At 56.3% G+C, this 16,310-nt stretch carries 12 protein-coding genes; all 12 read left to right on the top strand.

Translation table 11 applies throughout. The features are described from left to right. Window positions 1-159: 159 nt before the first annotated feature. The gene (locus J4772_RS16415; protein WP_209076193.1) at window positions 160-4,473 is read left to right on the top strand and encodes a PolC-type DNA polymerase III; all 4,314 of its coding nucleotides are present in this window, start codon (window positions 160-162) and stop codon (window positions 4,471-4,473) included. A 204-nt stretch (window positions 4,474-4,677) separates the two neighbouring features. After that, the gene (gene rimP, locus J4772_RS16410) at window positions 4,678-5,139 is read left to right on the top strand and encodes a ribosome maturation factor RimP (protein ID WP_116059556.1); all 462 of its coding nucleotides are present in this window, start codon (window positions 4,678-4,680) and stop codon (window positions 5,137-5,139) included. A 71-nt stretch (window positions 5,140-5,210) separates the two neighbouring features. Next, window positions 5,211-6,308 (top strand): transcription termination factor NusA, encoded by a 1,098-nt coding sequence (gene nusA, locus J4772_RS16405; RefSeq protein ID WP_116059557.1) that lies wholly within the window; start codon window positions 5,211-5,213, stop codon window positions 6,306-6,308. 11 nt (window positions 6,309-6,319) lie between these two features. Further along, window positions 6,320-6,640, top strand: coding sequence for an RNase P modulator RnpM (rnpM, locus tag J4772_RS16400; protein WP_116059558.1), 321 nt, complete (start codon window positions 6,320-6,322; stop codon window positions 6,638-6,640). Continuing rightward, window positions 6,624-6,956 (top strand): YlxQ family RNA-binding protein, encoded by a 333-nt coding sequence (locus J4772_RS16395; protein WP_116059559.1) that lies wholly within the window; start codon window positions 6,624-6,626, stop codon window positions 6,954-6,956. Before rnpM ends, J4772_RS16395 begins: the two co-directional genes overlap by 17 nt. Next, complete coding sequence (infB, locus tag J4772_RS16390) at window positions 6,949-10,143, top strand: translation initiation factor IF-2 (RefSeq protein ID WP_209076191.1); 3,195 nt, start codon at window positions 6,949-6,951, stop codon at window positions 10,141-10,143. Before J4772_RS16395 ends, infB begins: the two co-directional genes overlap by 8 nt. Window positions 10,144-10,172: 29 nt before the next feature. Continuing rightward, window positions 10,173-10,529: a 30S ribosome-binding factor RbfA gene (gene rbfA / locus J4772_RS16385; RefSeq protein ID WP_116059561.1), complete on the top strand. Its 357-nt coding sequence runs from the start codon at window positions 10,173-10,175 to the stop codon at window positions 10,527-10,529. 21 nt (window positions 10,530-10,550) lie between these two features. Further along, window positions 10,551-11,549: a DHH family phosphoesterase gene (locus tag J4772_RS16380; protein ID WP_209076189.1), complete on the top strand. Its 999-nt coding sequence runs from the start codon at window positions 10,551-10,553 to the stop codon at window positions 11,547-11,549. Further along, window positions 11,546-12,505 carry a tRNA pseudouridine(55) synthase TruB gene (gene truB / locus J4772_RS16375; protein ID WP_209076188.1) on the top strand — a complete coding sequence of 320 codons (960 nt, stop codon included), beginning with the start codon at window positions 11,546-11,548 and terminating at the stop codon, window positions 12,503-12,505. Before J4772_RS16380 ends, truB begins: the two co-directional genes overlap by 4 nt. Window positions 12,506-12,520: 15 nt before the next feature. Further along, entirely contained in the window at window positions 12,521-13,495 is a 975-nt protein-coding gene (locus J4772_RS16370; protein WP_209076186.1) for a bifunctional riboflavin kinase/FAD synthetase, read from the top strand. A gap of 161 nt (window positions 13,496-13,656) precedes the next feature. Beyond that, a complete protein-coding gene (gene rpsO / locus J4772_RS16365) occupies window positions 13,657-13,926 on the top strand; it encodes a 30S ribosomal protein S15 (RefSeq protein ID WP_116059565.1) in 270 nt (89 codons plus the stop codon). Window positions 13,927-14,147: 221 nt separating this feature from the next. Further along, entirely contained in the window at window positions 14,148-16,247 is a 2,100-nt protein-coding gene (locus J4772_RS16360) for a polyribonucleotide nucleotidyltransferase (RefSeq protein ID WP_116059566.1), read from the top strand. Window positions 16,248-16,310: the final 63 nt, after the last annotated feature.

Raw genomic sequence — 16,310 nt, 5'->3', positions numbered from 1 at the left:
ACAAAGTGTTGCCCGATTGATAGCCTTCTAGTAAAATAAATAGAAAGCGCAACGTCAGCTTCTGATGGAAGACGGTGTCCGGATGCGGTTATCCGCGCCGGCCCTTTTCCCGGAAGCTTTTATATTTCAGGGCCATAACGCAAGGAGAGGAACGTGGGAATGCAGCTGACGGATGATAGGCGCAAACGGTTCGAAGTGCTGCTGCAGCAGGCCGAGCTCCCGACCGAGTGGCTGGGGCAGCATTTTCGGGACGGGCACATTGAGCAAGTGGAAATCAGCCGGTCGCGCAAACGATGGACGATTACAATCGGCAAGGAAACGCTGCTTCCAAGAAACATATACATAGGCACGTTAGAGCGAGTCAAGGCCAAGCTTGGACATATCGCTGACGTTGAACTCGTTATGAATTACGAAGCGCAGGTTACAACGGACAGCATTGTCAAGGAGTATTGGCTCGCTTTTGTGGAACGGATGCAGAAGGAAGTCGCTTCCGTTAACGGCTGGCTCGCGAAAGCGAACGTTGGCGTGGAGGGGGACGTCTTGAACGTCGCGCTGCTGAATGAGACGAACCTTGCGCTGGCTCGCAAGAAAGAAATCGACACCTATGCGGTCAAGTTTTTCGAGCGGCGGTTTCTTCGTTCTTTTCGCGTAAAGATGATCGTCGGGGAGACGAGTCCCGATACGTATACGGAATTTACGCAGAAGATCGAGGAAGAAAATCGGGCCGCGATTGAGCAGATTATGGCAAGCGCCCGAGAGGAAGCTCCTGCGGTCGAAGAGGGCGAAGCGCCGCAGGTGCTGCAGCACGGCTACGAGATCAAGGAGCCGCCGGTGCCGATCCAGGAAATTCGCGAGGAAGAGAAGAAGGTGACGGTGCAAGGCGTCATTTTCGGCTTGGAGACGAAGGAACTGCGGACAGGCAGCACGCTGTTCACCTGCTCGATTACCGATTTTTCCGATTCTCTCTCGATCAAAATTTTCGGCAAAAACAAAGAAGATATCAAGATGCTCAACCTGCTGGCTAACGGCAAGTGGGTGAAGATGCGCGGGAAAATCGAATACGACCGTTTCCTCAATCCTCCGGAGCTGGTCATGTTCCCCAACGATATTCGCGAAATGCCCTCTCCGCCGGAGCCGAAGGATACGGCCGAAGAGAAGCGCGTTGAGTTTCACCTGCACACGACGATGAGCACGATGGACGCGGTTACGCCAGTCGACGTATATATCAAAACAGCGGCCAAGTGGGGCCATAAGGCGATTGCGGTAACGGATCACGGCAACGTGCAGTGCTATCCCGATGCGGCGAAAGCCGGCAAGAAGCACGGAATCAAGGTTATGTACGGCGTAGAAGCCAACGTCGTTAATGATTCGGTCGGTATGGTCATTCAGCCGCGAGAGCAGACGCTTGAGGATGCGGAATACGTCGTGTTCGATATCGAGACGACAGGACTTTCGGTCACCGACAACAAAATTATCGAGCTGGCCGGCGTCAAGATGAAGAACGGTCAGGAGTTTGATCGCTTCGAGACGTTCATCGATCCGCACGAGCCGATTCCGTATAACATTCAGCAGTTGACGAACATTACCGACGACATGGTCAGAGGCGCGCCGGAGCTGGAGCCGAAGCTGAAGGAATTTATCGAATTTGTTGGGGGTGCGATTCTTGTGGCTCATAACGCCCGCTTCGACATCGGCTTTATCCAGCATTCCTGCAAACAATTCGGTTTGCCGCCGCTGGACAACCCCGCATTGGATACGCTTGAGGTGGCCCGGTATTTGCATCCGACGATGAAAAACCACCGGCTCAATACACTCGCTTCGCTGTACAAGGTATCGCTCGAAAATCATCACCGGGCGATCGACGATACGGTCGCGCTCGGCGGAATTTTGAACGGATTGCTGAAGGATCTTCAAACCCGCGGCATCAATCAGTTAAACACGCTCAACGGCCTCAACGAGAACGGCTGGAAGACGACGCGTCCGTTCCACTGCGGCATCTACGCGCTTAATGCGGTCGGCAAGAAGAACTTATATAAGCTGATTTCGATGTCTCATACCGAATATTTTCATCGCGTGGCCTGTATTCCGCGGAGCAAGCTGATCGAATACCGCGAAGGACTGCTGATCATCTCCGGCTGCGAGAAGGGCGAACTGTTCGAGACGGTGCTGAACAAATCGATTGAAGAAGCCGAGGAAGTCGCCGCCTTCTACGATGTGCTGGAAATTCAGCCGCTCGACTTCTATATGCACTTGCTGGACAAAGGGCTTGTCGGCAGCAGAGCTTCGCTGGAAGAGGCGCTGCGGCGTATTGTCCGGCTTGGCGAGAAGCTGACGAAGCCGGTCATTGCAACGGGCAATGTTCACTATTTGCAACCACGGGACAAAATTTTCCGCGATATTACGATTCACGGCATTACCGGCTTCAGTCCGCTGAAGGATCAGCGCAAGCCGGACGCTCATTTCCGCACGACAACGGAAATGCTGGAGGAGTTCAAGTTTCTCGGCGACGAGAAAGCTTACGAGGTGGTCGTCACCAACACGTCCGAGCTGGCCGACCGGTTCGAGGAGATCAAGCTGTTCCCCGACGAGCTGTTTACGCCGATTATCGAAGGCGCGGACGACGAAATTCGCAATACGTGTTATGCCACGGCGCGCAGCATGTACGGCGACGAACTGCCGGAGGTCGTGACGGCTCGGCTCGAGAAGGAGCTTGTGCCGATTATCAAGTACGGTTTCTCGGCCAACTATCTTATTTCGGCCCGACTCGTCAAAAAATCCAATGAAGACGGCTATCTCGTCGGATCGCGGGGATCCGTCGGATCGTCGATTGTCGCGACATTCCTCGGCATATCCGAGGTTAACCCGCTTCCGGCTCATTATTTGTGCCGCGTTCCAGATTGCAAGCACAGCGAATGGTTTCTCGACGGCAGCGTGCCCAGCGGCTTCGACTTGCCGGACAAGGCGTGCCCGAACTGCGGCACGATGATGCGCGGGGAAGGGCAGGACATTCCGTTCGAGACGTTCCTTGGCTTTAAAGGGGACAAGGTGCCCGACATCGATTTGAACTTCTCGGGCGAGTATCAACCGAATGCGCACAACTACACCAAGGTCATGTTCGGTGAGAAAAGCGTGTTCCGCGCGGGCACGATCGGCACGGTTGCCGAGAAAACCGCGTATGGATTTACGAAGAAATACGAGGAAGAGCACGCCAAGTCGTGGCGCGGCGCGGAGGTGGGCCGGCTTGCAGCGGGCTGCACAGGCGTTAAGAGAAGCACCGGACAGCACCCGGGCGGTATCGTCGTTGTGCCGGATTATATGGAAGTGGAAGATATTACGCCGGTGCAGTACCCGGCCGACGATACAAGCGCGGAGTGGAAAACGACGCACTTCGATTACCACGCCTTCGACGCGAATCTGCTCAAACTCGATATTCTGGGACACGACGATCCGACGATGATGCGGATGCTGCAGGATTTGACCGGCGTCGATCCGACGACGATTCCGATGAACGATCCGAAGGTCATGAGCCTGTTCAATTCCGTCGAAGCGCTCGGCGTGTCGCCGCAGCAGATCCGTTCGCCCGTGGCGACGTTCGGCGTGCCGGAGATGGGAACGCGCTTCGTGCGCCAGATGCTGGAAGAGACGAAGCCGGCCTCGTTCGCCGACCTGCTGCAAATATCGGGGCTGTCGCACGGAACCGGCGTGTGGCTCGGCAACGCGCAAGAGCTGATCAAGAACAATACGTGTACGATCAAGACGGTTATCGGCTGTCGCGACGATATTATGCTTTTCCTCATTTATAAGGCGGGCATGGACGCCTCGCTGGCGTTCAAAATTACGGAAAGCGTGCGTAAGGGCAAGGGGCTTACTCCGGAGTGGATCGAGGAGATGAAGCGCTGCAAGGTGCCGCAGTGGTACATCGATTCGTGCTTGCGCATCGAGTACATGTTCCCGAAAGCGCACGCCGCGGCCTACGTTATTTCTGCAGTGAGAACGGCCTACTTCAAATTGTATTATCCGATCGAATATTATGCGACGTACTTCTCGGTGCGCGCGGGCGACTTCGACGTCGAGCTGTTCTGTCAAGGTTACGATGCGATTTTGAAAATGCTGCTCGAAATCGAGGAGAAGGGCTTCCAGGCAACGACGAAAGAGAAGAACATGATCTCGATACTCGAGATGGGGCTGGAAATGACCGCGCGGGGCTTCAAGTTCAAAACGGTCGATCTGTACCGCTCCGAAGCGACTCGTTTTATCGTTGACGGAGACAGCTTGATTCCTCCGTTCGGCGCCATTCCCGGCGTCGGCGAGAACGCGGCGCGAAATATTGCCGCTTCGCGCGAAGATGGCGATTTCCTGTCGATCGAGGACTTCCAGCAGCGTTCCCGGGCAAGTAAAACGATCGTCGAGCTGCTGACCGGACTCGGCGCGTTCCGGGGGCTGCCGGAGTCGAACCAGCTTAGTCTGTTCTAGGGACGATGGCGGGCGCTCAGGAAAGTTGTGGTTGCCAGAGGCTGTAAGGTTATGTTATATTATTTTTGGTAATCATGTGGATAACACTGTCTGCAGAAGAGTGGGGAAACCCACTCTTTCCGTTTTGTCTACGGGTCTGTAAGGCTGCGAGGACGTCGCGGAAGGCTGCGGCCATCCATTTGGAACATCGGGAGGTATACCTTTTTGAATTCACCGCAAATCAAATCCATCGTGGAAAACTGCGCGACCTCCTACCTGGAGGAGAACGGGTTGGAACTGGTGGACGTGGAATACGTGAAAGAGGGAAGCAACTGGTTTTTGCGTATTTACGTGGATAAGGAAGGCGGCATCGACATCGACGATTGCGGCCGTTTTTCCGAATTCATCAGCGTTAAACTGGATGAGCTGGACCCGATCACAGACGCGTATTTTCTGGAGGTCAGCTCGCCCGGCGCGGAGCGTCCGCTCAAGAACGCGCAGGACGTCGTCAAGGCGGTAGGCAAGCACGTTTTCGTGACGACCTACGAGAAGCTTGACGGAGCCAAGGAGTTTGAAGGACGTCTAGAGGAATTCGACGGCACGACATTGATTGTGACGGTCGGACGCCGCAAGCAGGCGATCCCTTACGATAAAGTGGCTTCCGCAAGGCTGGCCATCGTTTTCTAATCTATTAACGAGGACGCGGGCTGCAGCAATAGCTGCGGCAGCCGCGTATATTGAGGAGGAATTAGGGACCCATGAGCATGGAGTTTATCGAGGCGCTGTCCGAAATCGAGCGAGATAAGGGCATTAGCAAGGATGTCCTGATCGAAGCTATCGAAGCGGCACTTATCTCCAGCTACAAACGCAACTTTAATACGGCGCAGAACGTTCGCGTGGACATCAACCGGACGACGGGCTTGATTAAAGTGTACGCGCGCAAGACGATCGTGGAAGAGGTGCTGGATCCGCGCATGGAAATCTCTCTGGAGACGGCCAGAGCGATCAATCCGCACTATCAGATCGACGACATCGCCGAGATTGAAGTGACGCCGCGCGACTTCGGAAGGATTGCCGCGCAGACGGCGAAGCAGGTCGTCACGCAGCGCATCCGCGAGGCGGAGCGCGGATTGATCTACCATGCGTTCGTAGACAAAGAGCAGGACATCGTTACCGGAATCGTGCAGCGGATGGACTTGCGCAACCTTTACGTCGATCTTGGCAAGGTCGAAGCGGCGCTGCCGATCACCGAGCTGATGCCGACCGACAAGTTCAAGCAAGGGGATCGCGTCAAATCTTTCATTACGAAGGTTGAAAACACGAGCAAAGGCCCGCAGATCATTTTGTCGCGCACTCATCCCGGCCTGCTGAAGCGGCTGTTCGAACTCGAGGTTCCGGAAATCTTCGATGGCACGGTCGAAATTCGTTCGGTCGCGCGGGAAGCCGGCTTCCGTTCGAAGATCGCCGTATACTCCCGCAACGAGGAAGTGGATCCGGTAGGCTCCTGCGTCGGGCAGCGCGGCACTCGCGTACAGTCGATCGTCACGGAGCTGAAAGGCGAGAAAATCGACATTGTCCGTTGGTCCGAAGCGATTGACGAATATGTGGCGAACGCGCTCAGCCCTTCCAAGGTGCTGGAGGTTATCGTGTTCGAAGCGGAGAAGATGGCGCGGGTAATCGTGCCGGACTATCAGCTTTCCCTCGCGATCGGCATTAAGGGCCAGAACGCTCGTTTGGCTGCGAAGCTGACCGGCTGGAAAATCGATATTAAGAGCGAGACGCAGGCTGAGCAGGAATACGGACGTCCGAAATCGAGCGGAGCTACGATGCACCAGGACAGCGTATCCATCGACTGAGGGGGATCGCCGTGAGACCAAGGAAAATTCCGCAGCGCAAATGCGTCGCTTGTCAGGAAATGATGGCGAAGAAAGAACTGATCCGAATCGTGCGCTCTCCGGAGGGAGAGATCCACATCGATCTGACCGGCAAAAAGCCGGGCCGCGGCGCATATCTGTGCGGCAAGGTCGCTTGCTTTAAGCTGGCGAAGAAGTCGAAAGCGTTCGAGCGCGCCTTGAAGACGCCGGTCGGCGCGGATATCTACGATCGTTTGGAAGCCGACTTCATTCAGGTGGAAGAGGAATTCCAGGCGAACAAGGAGCTGGTGGGCGACGATGAAGATGGCCAATAAGGCGTTGTCCCGGTTAGGTCTGGCGACAAGGGCGGGCAAGCTGATCAGCGGGGAAGAGATTGTGCTGAAGGCGATCCGCTCGGGCGAAGCCAAGCTTGTACTGCTCGCCGGCGACGCTTCGGATAATACGAGAAAAAAAGTTACTGATAAATGCAACAGTTACGGTGTACCATTGCTAGTCGGTTTTACGCGATTCGAACTGGGATCGGCTGTAGGCAAACCCGAACGCGTCCTGTTCGCGGTAACGGATCGAGGATTCGCCGATATGCTGGCCGCCGGTTGGAATCAACACTCGGAGGTGGAGAATATTGAGTAAGCAAGATCAAACGGATAACAAGGATAAGCTAAGGGTTTACGAATACGCCAAGCAGCTCAATATGAGCAGCAAGGAAGTTATTACGATTTTGAAAAGAATGAACATGCCGGTTAACAATCACATGAGCGTGATGGAAGACGGCATGACGGGCGCGGTGGAGAAGTTCTTCCGCGATATTAAAGCGAACGCGGCCGCGAAAATGGCCCAAGCCTCCGCCAAGCCGGCGGCGGCTCCCGCTCCTGAGCGGGAGCGTCGTTCGCAGCCGAGCGGACAGAGCGCAGCTTCTGGCAGCCAGCAGCAACAGCAACCGCGTCCTGCGGCTCCGGTTCAAGCTTCGACGCCGCAACAAAGTCCTGCGGCGCCAGCTCCGGCAGCTTCAGAGTCGGCAGCGCCAACGGCTAAGGTGTCTTCGGCGCCTGCGCAGGATACGAGCGCTTCTTCGTCCGCACAACATCCGCAGTCTGAGTCGCGTCCACAAGGGCAAAGCGAGGGCGGCAGCGGTCAAGGCGGCTCCAGCAACCGCGATGGCAACCGTCCGCAAGGCGGAGGCCAAGGCGGCTATGGCAATCGCGATGGCAACCGCCCGCAGGGCGGAGGCCAAGGCAGCTATGGTAACCGCGATGGCAACCGTCCGCAGGGCGGGGGCCAAGGTGGGTACGGCAATCGCGATGGCAACCGTCCGCAGGGCGGAGGCCAAGGTGGGTACGGCAATCGCGATGGCAACCGTCCGCAGGGCGGAGGTCAAGGCGGCTACGGCAACCGTCCGCAAGGCAGCGGTCAAGGCGGAGGCCAGGGTGGCTACGGCAACCGTCCGCAAAGCAGCGGTCAAGGCGGCTACGGCAACCGTCCGCAAGGCGGAGGCCAGGGAGGTTACGGCAACCGTCCGCAAGGCAGCGGTCAAGGCGGAGGCCAAGGCGGCTACGGCAACCGTCCGCAAGGCAGCGGTCAAGGCGGAGGCCAGGGTGGCTACGGCAACCGTCCGCAAGGCAGCGGTCAAGGCGGAGGCCAAGGTGGTTACGGCAACCGTCCGCAAGGCGGAGGTCAAGGCGGCAGCTACGGCAATCGTCCGCAAGGCAGCGGTCAAGGCGGAGGCCAAGGCGGCTACGGCAACCGTCCGCAAGGCGGGGGTCAAGGCGGCAGCTTCGGCAATCGTCCGCAAAGCGGAGGTCAAGGCGGCGCGGCGACGCGTCCGGGCCAAGGATTCGGCGCAGGCCGCAGTCCGGCTCCATCGGCTGCGGGGGCCAGAGGCGGTCGCCCGGGAGACAGCAGCAGACCGGCGGGCCGCGATGGCAAAGGGCGTCCGGGCGAGAGTGATTTCAAACGTAAAGAAAACAACCGGTTCGACGACGGCAGAACGAATTTCAGAGGACCGAGAGGCAAAGGCGGCAAGAACGCTCGCAAGAGCAACCAGCCTCCGCGCGAGAAAATCGACAATACGCCGAAGAAGGTTATCGTTCGCGGCAATATGACGGTAGGCGAATTGGCGAAGCTGCTGCACAAGGACGCCTCCGAAGTGATCAAGAAGCTGCTGCTGATGGGCGTTATGGCCACGATCAACCAGGATCTGGATCTGGATACGGTTCTGCTCGTCGTTTCCGATTACGGCGTCGAAGCCGAAGTGAAAATCGTCGTCGAGGATACGCAGTTCGAGACGACCGAAGAGAACGACGATCCGGACGATCTCGTTAACCGTCCTCCTGTCGTTACGATCATGGGTCACGTCGATCACGGTAAAACGACATTGCTCGACGCGATTCGCGAGACGAAAGTTGCAAGCGGCGAAGCCGGCGGAATTACGCAGCACATCGGCGCTTACCAAGTCGAAATCAATGGCAAAAAAATTACGTTCCTCGATACGCCGGGTCACGAAGCGTTCACGACGATGCGTGCCCGCGGAGCGCAGGTTACCGATATTACGATTCTCGTAGTTGCTGCCGACGACGGCGTCATGCCGCAGACGGTAGAGGCGATCGCTCACGCGAAAGCGGCCAACGTGCCGATTATCGTAGCAGTCAACAAGATCGACAAGCCGAGCGCCAACCCGGATAAAGTCAAGCAAGAGCTGACCGAGTACGGTCTTGTACAAGAGGCATGGGGCGGAGACACGATTTTCGTCGAAGTGTCCGCGAAGCAGCGCTTGAACTTGGACGGCTTGCTGGAGATGATCCTGCTCGTCGCCGAGGTGAACGACTACAAGGCGAACCCGGACAAACGGGCGCGCGGTACGGTTATGGAAGCCGAGCTGGACAAAGGAAAAGGGCCGGTTGCCCGCATCCTCGTTCAGAACGGTACGCTCAAAGTGGGCGATGCGTTTGTCGCAGGCGACTGCTTTGGTCGAATTCGCGCCATGACGAATGACCGCGGACGCCGGATCAAGGAAGCGGGACCGTCAACCCCGGTGGAAATTACCGGTTTGACGGAAGTGCCGCAAGCAGGCGATCCGTTCATGGTATTCGAGGACGAGCGCAAAGCGCGGGAAATTTCCGACAAGCGTTCGATCAAGACTCGTCAATCGCAGATGAAAGCGAACCAGGCGGTTACGCTGGAAGATCTGTTCAGCAAAATCAAAGAAGGCGACATCAAGGAGCTCAACGTTATCCTCAAGGCCGACGTTCAAGGTTCTCTGGAAGCCCTCAAAGGCTCGCTTGAGAAAATCGAGATCGAAGGCGTTCGCGTTCGTACGATTTACAGCGGCGTAGGCGCGGTTACGGAATCCGATATTATTCTTGCATCGGCTTCCTCCGCAATCGTCATCGGCTTTAACGTACGTCCGGAGCCGCGTGCTCAATCGATCGCCGAGCAGGAGAAGGTCGACGTCCGACTGCACTCGATCATCTACAAAGTGATCGAAGAGATCGAGTACGCGATGAAGGGAATGCTCGATCCGATCTTCAAGGAGAAGGTGACCGGTCACGCGGAAGTTCGCGATATGTTCAAGGTGACGAAGGTGGGCACGATTGCCGGCTGTATGGTCACCGACGGCAAAATATTGCGGAACGCGGAAGCTCGCCTGCTGCGCGGCGGAATCGTCGTCTACACGGGCAAGATCGACTCGCTCAAGCGCTTCAAGGATGACGCGAAGGAAGTTTCGGAAGGCTATGAATGCGGAATTACGCTTGATAAATTCAATGACATTCAACTGGGCGACGTTATCGAAGCCTTCGTCATGGAGTCCGTTGAGCGTTAATCCCAGCAGCAAGTGAAGGTGGGATCTGAATGGCTAAGTTTCGAGTCGGACGGGTCGGCGAACAAATTAAAAAAGAAATCAGCAACGTCATCCAGACGGAGCTGAAAGACCCGCGTATTGGTTTTATAACGGTAACGGGAGTGGATCTAACCAACGATCTCTCCCTTGCCCGAGTTTATTTGAGCATTCTCGGCAGCGAGGAGCAGAAGGAAGAGACGCTGAAGGCGCTCGGCCGCGCGAACGGATTTCTGCGCTCGGAGTTGGGGCGGCGGGTGAAGCTGCGTCATACGCCGGCGATCGAGTTCCGCTTCGACAGCTCCATCGCGTATGGAAGCCATATTGAAGATTTGCTGCAGCAGATCAATCAACAATCTCAAGAGTCTTAAAGCCCGAGGGGAGGGAACGGCATGTGGGCCGAGCAGTTAAAGGAAGCGGCCGCTTTTATCCGCGATAGGGACGACTTTCTGATCGTTTCTCACGTGCAACCCGACGGCGATGCGATTAGCTCGACGGTAACCGTAGCTTGGATGCTGGAAAAGCTGGGGAAGCGGTACACGATGCTGAACGAGGGCGCCGTGCCTTCCCGGCTACGGTTTCTATGGAAAAGCTCTGACATCCATGCAATGGACAACAGCGACCAGCCGGAAGGAAATTCGCCGGTCAGACAGTATCGGAACGTCATTTGCGTCGATTGCGCCGATTATGCGAGGGTTGGACGCACGGAGACATGGTTCGCTCCGGACGCCGAGCTGCTCAATATCGATCATCATCCGACGAACAACGGCTTCGGCCGAGTGAATCTGATGAAGTTCCATGCGGCCGCCACAGCGGAAATTTTATTCGAGCTGCTGGATGAGCTGGGAATGGAGCCGGACGCCGATGTGGCGACGGCGATCTATACGGGTTTGCTGACGGATACTGGCGGCTTCCGCTATTCCAGTACGTCTCCGCTCGTCATGGCGATGGCTTCGCGGCTGCTTCAGGCCGGCGCGAACGGGCCGGAGCTGGCGGAACATCTGCTGGAGCGGATGACGCCTGGACAACTGCGTATATTGCAGCGCGGCCTGTCCAGACTTGAGCTGAGCGAGGACGAGCGAATCGCCTGGCTCTGGGTCACTTCGGAGGATTTGGAGGAGACCGGAGCGACGAATGAAGATCTGGAAGGTCTCGTTAACTATCCGCGCAATATCGAAGGCGTCGAGGTCGGTCTGCTCTTCAAACAAAATGGAGAGCAATCGGTTAAAGTCAGTATGAGATCCGCCGGCAAGGTGAACGTGGCGGAAGTGGCCCAACGTTTCGGCGGAGGCGGCCATGTCCGCGCTGCGGGATGCAGGTTCACGGATCCGTTGCCGGAGGTTATCCGACTGACGATCGAAGAGGTGCGGAAAGCGTTGGAGGCATTATGACGGACGGCAAGCGGAACTGGGAAGGCGTTCTTGCCATTTGGAAGCCTGCCGGCTGGACGTCGCACGACGTTGTCGCCAAAGCGAGGCGGCTGCTACGCGAGCGCCGCATCGGCCATACGGGAACGCTGGATCCGGCCGTCACAGGGGTTCTGCCGCTGTGCGTCGGTCGTGCGACCCGTCTGGTCGAATATTTGCAGGAAGCGCCCAAAACGTATCGGGCCAAACTCAGATTCGGCATTGCGACAGATAGCGAAGATCTGAGCGGCGAAATTATCGAACGGAAGGACGCTTCGTTCCTGACCGAACCCGCGATCAGGGAAGCCGTGCTTTCCTTTGTCGGCGAGATCGATCAGATTCCGCCGATGGTATCGGCCGTAAAGGTCGACGGCAAACGGCTGTATGAACTGGCCAGACAGGGGATAACCGTCGAGCGCAAAGCTCGCCGGGTAACCATTCACCGAATCGACGTGGACGAGGTGACAGCCGGCACGGACGAGCCCGAAGTGACGTTTACGGTCGCCTGCTCCAAAGGCACTTATATTCGTACATTATGCGTGGACATCGGACGGAAGCTCGGCGTTCCGGCGGTGATGGCGGAGCTCGTTCGCCTTGAAAGCGCCGGAATAAGCCAGGAGCACTGCGTAACGCTTGAGGAGATTCCGGGGCTGATCGAGAAGGGCGAGATGGACGGCAAGCTGCTTGCAGCGGATAGGCTGCTTACTCAGCTGCCTTCAACGAGCGCCGCGGAGCAGGAATCGCGATACGCGCTTCAAGGCAAAGGAATTCGGACTGAGCGGCTGCGGCCCGTTCCGGACCGGCAAGGGTTGTGGAAGCTCTACCGCTCGGACGGCGTTTTTCTCGGTTTGTTTTCCGTGGACGAGACGACGGAGTGGATCCGCCCCGTTAAGGTGTTTCATCCTTCGGAAGATCAGCCGCATGACAGTCAGTCCGATTAAGCAGGAGGGCATCAGGTGGAACGGATTCAATTATCAGTTGCGAATGTAACGGAAGGCTTGCCCGAAGGTGCGGCCAAAAACGGACTCTCGCTCGCAATCGGCTTTTTCGACGGCGTTCATCTGGGACATCAGGAAGTGATTCGTCAGGCCGTTGCATCGGCGAGGGAGAACGGCTGGGCGTCGGCCGTCATGACGTTCGATCCGCATCCGAGAGTCGTTCTCGGGCACGGCTCGCAATACGACGGAGTGTTAACCCCTCTGGAGGACAAGCTGGCTCTCATCGCCGAGTTGGGCGTGGATACGGCTTACGTTATTCGTTTTGATCGCGAGTTCTCCGAGGTAACCGCCGAGCAATTTGTGAAATCGATCATTGTTCCTCTTGGCGTCAGGGAGACCATCGTCGGGTTTGATTTTTCGTTCGGTCATCGCGGTCAAGGCAAAGCGGAGACTCTCAGGAATGTCGGAGAGCTTCAGGTACAAGTTGTTTCTCCGGTGTTTTTGAACGACAGCAAAGTGAGCAGCACGCGGATTCGCGCGCGACTTGAAGAAGGGGATTGCTCCTCTGCTTCCCGGCTGATGGGCAGGCCTTACCTGCTGAAGGGACTTGTCGTTCACGGAGATGCGAGAGGCCGTCAGCTCGGGTATCCGACGGCTAACTTGGAGCTGATCCAACCGTATGTAATCCCGCAACGGGGCGTGTATGCGATTGAAATCGATGTGCTGTCCGATGCGGGAACGGCGGAAAGCCGTCATAACGGAGTGTTGAACGTGGGCTATCGGCCTACGTTTGACGCCCCGGGAGGCGCACTGAAGCTGGAAGCGCATCTGTTCGACTTCGACGGCGATTTGTACGGTCGACATTTGGCGTTGCGATTTCATTCCTTCCTGCGTCCCGAGAAAAAATTCGAATCGATCAACCAACTGATTGAGCAAATTGCCAGCGATTCGGCGAAGGCGCGCGAGATCTTCTCGGTGGAAGCTCGCGATTAATGCATTGTGAATGTACTTTAAGTTGTGTTATAATATACAACGTTGTCGTCGAGAGGCAGCCGCCTATCGTTGCGACACGCAATGTGAACCTTAGCTTGGCGAAACGTTCTCACCGACGTCAGCTCGGCTACAGGCGATTTTTAAGAAGGAGGTGAACAAGGATGGCATTGACGCAAGAACGCAAACAAGAATTGATCGAAGAGCACAAGTTGCACGCTACGGACACCGGTTCGCCGGAAGTTCAAATCGCTATCCTTACGCAGAACATCAACAATCTGACAGCACACTTCAGGGAACACAAGAAAGACCACCACTCCCGTCGCGGTCTGCTTATGATGGTTGGTCAACGCCGTAAGCTGCTGGCATACTTGAAAGCGAAAGACGTTAGCCGCTACAGCGCCCTGATTGCCAAATTGGGTCTGCGTCGTTAATTTGTATTCGAATGAAAGCAACCTGGCCACTTCGTACGGGGCTTATCGCCCTAACAGGCGCTCAGGTTGCTTTTTCCCTATATATGAGCGGGGAAACAATGAAACAATGAACATGATGCCTAAGACAAGGCTTGGCAGGAAATAGTGGGAACAGTGTCGAAAGTACATAGGATTGCAAGACGTGACGAGCGCAAGCTCGCATTTAGAGGAGGGAATTGGTTTTGGAACAAAGCGTGGATATGCAGCTTGGCGGCCGCCCGTTTTCTTTGGAAACCGGACGATTGGCCAAACAGGCCAATGGCGCCGTCGTTGTACGTTATGGTGAAACGGTAGTACTCTCTACCGTGACGGCTTCCAGCGAGCCGAAGGATCTGGATTTCTTCCCGTTGACCGTGAACTATGAAGAGCGGTTGTACGCGGTAGGCAAAATTCCTGGAGGATTCATTAAACGGGAAGGAAGACCGAGCGAAAAGGCGATATTGGCCAGCCGTTTAACGGACCGCCCGATTCGTCCGTTGTTCCCGGAAGGCTTCCGGAATGACATTCAGATCGTTAACCTGGTGCTCAGCGTGGATCAGGATTGCTCTCCGGAAATCGCGGCGATGATCGGAACCTCCGCAGCGCTGTCGATCTCCAACGTGCCGTTTAGCGGACCCGTCGGAGGCGTTATCGTCGGAAGAATCAACGGCGAATTTATCGTAAACCCAACGCAGGAGCAGGAAGTGATCAGCGATTTGTACGTCGTCGTAGCGGGTACCCGCGATGCGATCATGATGGTTGAAGCGGAAGCGAACGAAGTTTCCGAGACGGACATGCTGGAAGCGATCATGTTCGGCCATGATGAGATCAAGAAGATCGTTGATACGATCGATCGTCTCGTAGAGGTCGCCGGCCAGCCGAAGATGGAAGTGAAGCTGCACAGCGTGGACGCCGATGTCGAAGCCGCAGTCAAATCGTACGCGCAGGATCGACTGGTCGAAGCTGTACGAATTGCCGAGAAACATGCGCGCCAGGAAGCGATTGACGCGATCAACGCCGAAACGGTCGAGCATTTCACCGGAGTGTATGCCGAAGCGCCGGAGAAGCTGGGCGACGTTAAAGAAGTGCTGTACGACATCGTCAAGAACGAAGTTCGTCGTTTGATTACGCACGACAAGGTGCGTCCGGACGGCCGCGGACTATCGGAGATTCGTCCGATTTCCTCGGATACCGCGATTCTGCCGCGGACTCACGGATCTGGCTTGTTCACGCGCGGACAGACGCAGGCGCTTAGCGTATGTACGCTCGGACCGCTTGGAGAAGTTCAGATTCTCGACGGCATCAGTCCGCAGGAATCGAAGCGGTTCATGCATCACTATAACTTCCCGCCGTTCTCGGTCGGGGAAGCTCGCCCGCTTCGTCCGCCAGGACGCCGCGAAATCGGTCACGGCGCATTAGGCGAACGCGCGCTGCTTAAAGTGCTTCCTTCGGAAGTGGAATTCCCGTACACGATTCGCCTTGTGTCGGAAGTATTGGAGTCGAACGGCTCTACGTCTCAGGCGAGCATTTGTGCAAGCACGCTGGCGATGATGGATGCGGGCGTACCGATCAAAGCGCCGGTAGCAGGCGTCGCGATGGGCTTGATCAAGGACGGCGACCATACGTCGATTCTGACCGATATTCAAGGGATGGAAGACCATCTCGGCGATATGGACTTTAAGGTTGCAGGCACATCTGCCGGTATTACGGCGATTCAGATGGACATCAAAATCGACGGCATCGACCGCTCCATTTTGACGGAAGCTCTGGATCAAGCCAAAGAGGGTCGGATGTTCATTCTCGGCAAAATGCTTGAGACGATCACCGAGCCACGCAAAGAGCTGAGCAAATACGCTCCGAAAATTTTGTCGCTCAAGATCAACCCGGACAAAATTCGCGACGTTATCGGTTCCGGCGGCAAGATCATCAACAAAATTATCGAAGATACCGGCGTCAAAATCGATATCGAGCAAGACGGCACCGTGTACATCGCTTCGACGGACGAAGCGGCGAACCAACGCGCCCGCGCGATTATCGAGGGCATCGTTCGGGAAGTCGTCGTTGGCGAAGTGTATACCGGAACGGTCAAGCGTATCGAGAAGTTCGGCTGCTTCGTGGAAATTTTGCCGAACAAGGACGGGCTGATCCACATTAGCCAGTTGGCGAACGAGCGCGTGGCTAAAGTCGAAGACGTCGTCAACATCGGCGATCAGATTGAAGTCAAGGTGACCGAGATCGACAATATGGGCCGAATCAATCTGTCGCGCAAAGCGCTGTTGAATTCCGAACAAGTGTCGGTGTAATCAAACGCGATAACGCCATATGATGGACAAAAGAGACTCCTAAGCGAAGGTCTCTTTTTGTTT

It is taken from the genome of Cohnella sp. LGH (assembly GCF_017671885.1).
Lineage (GTDB): Bacteria > Bacillota > Bacilli > Paenibacillales > Paenibacillaceae > Cohnella > Cohnella phaseoli.
This window is presented reverse-complemented; position numbering and strand designations above follow the sequence as displayed.

Coding starts and splice junctions, on each gene's coding strand:
- J4772_RS16395 (WP_116059559.1), top strand. CDS start 6,624: ATGAAGATGGCCAATAAGGCGTTGTCCCGGTTAGGTCTGGCGACAAGG.
- J4772_RS16415 (WP_209076193.1), top strand. CDS start 160: ATGCAGCTGACGGATGATAGGCGCAAACGGTTCGAAGTGCTGCTGCAG.
- rpsO (WP_116059565.1), top strand. CDS start 13,657: ATGGCATTGACGCAAGAACGCAAACAAGAATTGATCGAAGAGCACAAG.
- rbfA (WP_116059561.1), top strand. CDS start 10,173: ATGGCTAAGTTTCGAGTCGGACGGGTCGGCGAACAAATTAAAAAAGAA.
- J4772_RS16380 (WP_209076189.1), top strand. CDS start 10,551: ATGTGGGCCGAGCAGTTAAAGGAAGCGGCCGCTTTTATCCGCGATAGG.
- nusA (WP_116059557.1), top strand. CDS start 5,211: ATGAGCATGGAGTTTATCGAGGCGCTGTCCGAAATCGAGCGAGATAAG.
- truB (WP_209076188.1), top strand. CDS start 11,546: ATGACGGACGGCAAGCGGAACTGGGAAGGCGTTCTTGCCATTTGGAAG.